The sequence below is a fragment of the Huijunlia imazamoxiresistens genome, assembly GCF_037132455.1.
GTDB classification, from domain to species: Bacteria; Bacteroidota; Bacteroidia; order Chitinophagales; family Chitinophagaceae; genus Flavisolibacter; species Flavisolibacter imazamoxiresistens.
The window spans coordinates 1-4,065 of sequence record NZ_JBBBEI010000069.1 but is presented as its reverse complement, the minus strand read 5'-3'; the positions used below and the strand labels follow the sequence as shown (position 1 = coordinate 4,065).

The following is a 4,065-nucleotide window of genomic DNA, read 5'->3' as shown; positions in this document are numbered from 1 at the left end:
AAGAGCTGGACCGCCAAGACGGGCAAGTACAGCCTGAAAGCCACGGTGAACGGTAAGTCTACCAGGATCGACTTCTCGATCGTGAAATAAGCCCCGAATAGCTTCAACAATAAAACACAAAAAAAAGCAGCCCGCAACGGCTGCTTTTTTTGTCCGCAAGTGCGAACAGGAATGGTTCTCTTAACATAACCTGGTAGTACCGGACTGTTCTAATAAAAGCAAGCTCACGTACCCGGAATTGTATTCCGGGTACGTTCAAGTCATCCTAAGGAGCAAAGGTCGAACCGTCCCTACCCGGAATACAAGTCCCCGGTATGTGATATGGCTTAAAACAAAAAAACTACAAAAGTCTTCGAGACTTTTGTAGTTTCTCGTTCAACTCCCAAAACCCAGGAACTGAACTCGTGAACTCGAGAACTTGTAAACTCGTAAACTTATCAATCTCTCGCCGGCAGGTCTACTTTCACGCCGAGCACTTCCACGGGTTTTTCGTGGTGGCCGATGGGCTCCTTCACTTTTATTTCCTTGCCCAGGTAGTCGGGCAGGTTCATGCCGGCCATGTCGAAAATGTCTTTCAGCGGCGGCACGGCCCGGTAGAGGCCTGAAACAAAGTTGGCCGTGGAGTTCTTGCCCTCGCCATTGGCGCCGCCGTTCTCCCAGACGGTTACCTTGTCGATCTTGATATTTTTGATGGCATCCGTTTGCATTTTTACCAGCTCGGGCAGCTTGTCGGAGATCAGCAGCAACACGGCATCGCGCGGATTGTTGCCGGCGGCTTTTACGATCCGGTCGAGGCCCTCGGCCTGCTTGGTCAGGATCTCGTACATACCGCGGGCTTCGGCCTCTAGCTTGGCATAGATGGCATCGGCCTCACCCCTGGCCCGTTCGCGGATGCGCTCGGCTTCCGCCTGCGCTTCGATGATCGCCTTCTGCTTTTCGATCTCGGCCGTTACCACGATGTTGGCCTGCTGCGATGCCCGCTCCTTGTCGGCCCGGGCCTCTTCGGCCTTCCGCTCGGCGGTATAGGCTTCTTCCAGTGCCCGGGCGGTCTGCACCTTTTCGGCGGCAATGGCCATTTTAAGGGCTTCGGCCTCCTTCTGGCGACGCTCGGCCTCCGAATTGGCGATCTGGATCTTCGACTGGTTCTCGCCCTGTACGGCAATGGCGTTGGCCTCGGCGGTCTTGATCCGGGTATCGCGTTCGGCTTCCACCTTACCGATCTGTTCGTCGCGTTTGGCCGAGGCGATGCTGATCTCCCGGTCCTTGACGGCCATGGCGATCTGCGAATCGCGGTCACGCTGGGTTTCGGCAATCTTCACGTCGCGGTCCTTCTGGGTTTGCTGGATGGAGATATCCTTTTCCCGTTCGGCCGCGGCCTTGCCCACCTCGCCGACGCGGTCCTGTTCGGCCACGCTTTTCTTGGCCTCGTTGATGGCCTTGGCGGCGGCTTCCTTGCCCAGCGCTTCGATATAGCCGCTTTCGTCCTTGATGTCGGTAATGTTCACGTTGATCAGCTTCAGGCCGATCTTCTTCAGTTCGGCTTCCACGTTGGAGGCCACGTTGGTCAGGAATTTGTCGCGGTTGTTGTTGATTTCCTCGATGTCCATCATGGCCACCACCAGGCGCATCTGGCCCAGGATGATGTCGTTGGCCAGGGCATGGATGTCCTGCGCCCGCAGGCCCAGCAGGCGCTCGGCGGCATTTTCCATGATGCCGGGCTCGGTGGAGATGCCCACGGTAAACTTGGAAGGCACGTCTACGCGGATGTTCTGCTTGCTGAGGGCCTTGGTCAGGTTCACTTCAATGGACATGGGCGTCAGGTCCATAAACGCGTAATCCTGGATCAGCGGCCAGATGAAGGCGGCGCCGCCGTGGATGCACTTGGCACTGAGGTGACCTTCGGCACCCTGGCCCACCTTGCCGTACACCACCAGCACCTTGTCGGAAGGACAGCGCTTGTAGCGCCGGAACAACGACAGCACCAGCACAAAAAGAAAGACGATCACAAAGGCAGCAACCAATAAGAGGTATTCAGTCATAAGCGTCGGTTTAAAAGCTAAGAGATAAGGAGGGAAAAGAAATAAGAGTAAAGGGTCGTTAGTATTTCAAAAAATCGGTAGTGACCAGCAGGATATGGTCGTTCAGGATTCCGGTGACTTTTACCGGCTTGCCGGTGGCGATGTCCTCGGAATCGTCGGTCATGGCGTCGAGTTCGGACAGGCGGCCCTGCACCTGGATATGGATCTTGCCGGTGCCCTGGCGGCCGGCGGGAATGCGGAGGTAGGTCTCTCCCACCTGGCTGAGGGCATTGCCCATTTGCAGGGTGCCGCTCTGGCGCAGCTGCACAATCCATTTCAGCAGGAAATACAGCAGCACCACCATGAAATATCCCGAGATCGCCCCGATAGCGATGACCCAGCCTGTGGAGAGGCCGCTGTGGTAGGCGGCCAATCCCGCCCAGCCGAAAAGGGTAAAAAAGGTAATGAGGTTGGCCGGCGAGAAGAACTGGAAACCATGGCCGTCGCCTTCGCCCCCGCCCGTATCGGTATCGCCCAGGCTGTTATGGTCGTGCGCAGCATCTACAAAAAAGGAAAGGGTCGTCTGGACCAGGAAAAGGAAGGAAAACAACAGCGCGATGCCCCAGAGCACCTGCTCAAAGCCCTGAAGGCGGGCCCACCATTGGAAAAAGGCATGAAGCATCGTTTGCGGTTTTGGTCAACTCAAATATAGAGCGGAACCGCAATGTTTTTGTCGGTGAGGCAGAAAAAATTATCCGGGGAAAGCAGGGACCCCCTTCCACAAGGATACGTTAAAAACCCCTCCCCCGGCCGGCAGATGCTCCCTCGCGGCCCCTGTTTGGGGCCGGAACGGCCCGGTGTTTTGGATTAAACCCTACATTTGCTCGGATGCGTTCGGTTTCCCTCCTATTCCTGATCTGTTTGTCGTTCCTGCTACCGGGAAAGGCAGCTGCCTTCCAGGCAAAAGGGATCCGCCTGCCGCAGGCCGCCAAAAACAGGCACAGCCTGTTTGCCGCAGCGCCGCTGCCGGCCTCCCAGGGAGACCATATCCATTCCTGCCATTACCAGACCACGGCGCCTTCCGTAAAGGAAGACGACCTGCCGGGTTACCTGGGAGCGGCAGCGCTGAAAGTGCGCCATGGGCAGGGCCTGCAGGCCTCCGCTTCTTTTTTGTCTGCCCCTTCCCGTTGGACGCGTACAGCGCTGCTGTTGCTCTATCCCAAACACGCTTTCTGGTAATACCCCTGCCGTTTCCGCTCCCCCTTTAATTTCCTCCGCGACGGGTCCCGTTTGTTCCCAACGACCTGCCGCAGACGGCATTGTATTCCCTAAAAGCATTACCCATGACCTTAACATTTATGGGACTGCTGCTCTTTGCAGCCGTCCTTGCCCTCATATTGTTCATTTTTGCCCGTGCCCGCCAGGATCAGCAAAAAGGCCGGCAGGCCCTGACCCGGTATACCCGGGAAGTAGAAGAAAAACACCGCCTCGAACTGACCTACCGCGAGCCGCTGGATTCCGGCCTGCTGGCCCTGGACGAGCCCGGCCGCCAACTGCTGGTGGTGACCCAAAACGGAAGCGACTGCCAGCATACCCTGGCGGACCTGTCGGAAATGAAAAGCTGCCGGCTGGTGAAATCGAACCGCACCGTACCCCTCGACAAGGAGGGCAAGAAGGTCGAAACCTTCCTGGACGCCATCACCCTGGCCCTTGAACCCGCCGGCCACCGCCAGGAACCCGTGTCCATTCCTTTTTACAGCCATAGCCAGCACAGCGTTTACCAGATCGCCGAGCGCGAACAGCTGGCCCGCCAATGGCAGGAGCGCATCGGCCAGCTGCTGAAGACCTGAAACCTTTCTTTACCTACTTAAAACTATTTCATGGGACACTTACCGCATATTATCTCGGACCTGGCCCTGATCCTGGGGGCGGCCGCTTTCATTACCCTGCTGTTCAAATGGCTGAAGCAGCCCCTGGTGCTGGGCTATATCATCGCCGGCTTCCTGGTCGGGCCTTACTTCAGCCTGCTGCCTACCGTGCGGGAGGC

General features: G+C 57.2%; 4 protein-coding genes. 2 read left to right on the top strand and 2 right to left on the bottom strand.

All coding sequences use genetic code 11. The features are described 5' to 3' along the window. Nucleotides 1-437: 437 nt before the first annotated feature. Nucleotides 438-2,039, bottom strand: coding sequence for a flotillin family protein (locus V9K67_RS26795; protein ID WP_336728165.1), 1,602 nt, complete (start codon nucleotides 2,037-2,039; stop codon nucleotides 438-440). Nucleotides 2,040-2,097: 58 nt separating this feature from the next. Next, nucleotides 2,098-2,700 (bottom strand): hypothetical protein, encoded by a 603-nt coding sequence (locus tag V9K67_RS26790; protein ID WP_336728163.1) that lies wholly within the window; start codon nucleotides 2,698-2,700, stop codon nucleotides 2,098-2,100. A 206-nt stretch (nucleotides 2,701-2,906) separates the two neighbouring features. On the opposite strand from V9K67_RS26790, the gene V9K67_RS26785 reads away from it, so the two are divergent. Next, on the top strand, nucleotides 2,907-3,257 hold the full coding sequence (locus V9K67_RS26785; protein ID WP_336728161.1) for a hypothetical protein: 351 nt from the start codon (nucleotides 2,907-2,909) through the stop codon (nucleotides 3,255-3,257). 104 nt (nucleotides 3,258-3,361) lie between these two features. Further along, complete coding sequence (locus V9K67_RS26780) at nucleotides 3,362-3,868, top strand: hypothetical protein (RefSeq protein ID WP_336728160.1); 507 nt, start codon at nucleotides 3,362-3,364, stop codon at nucleotides 3,866-3,868. Nucleotides 3,869-4,065 lie beyond the last annotated feature (197 nt).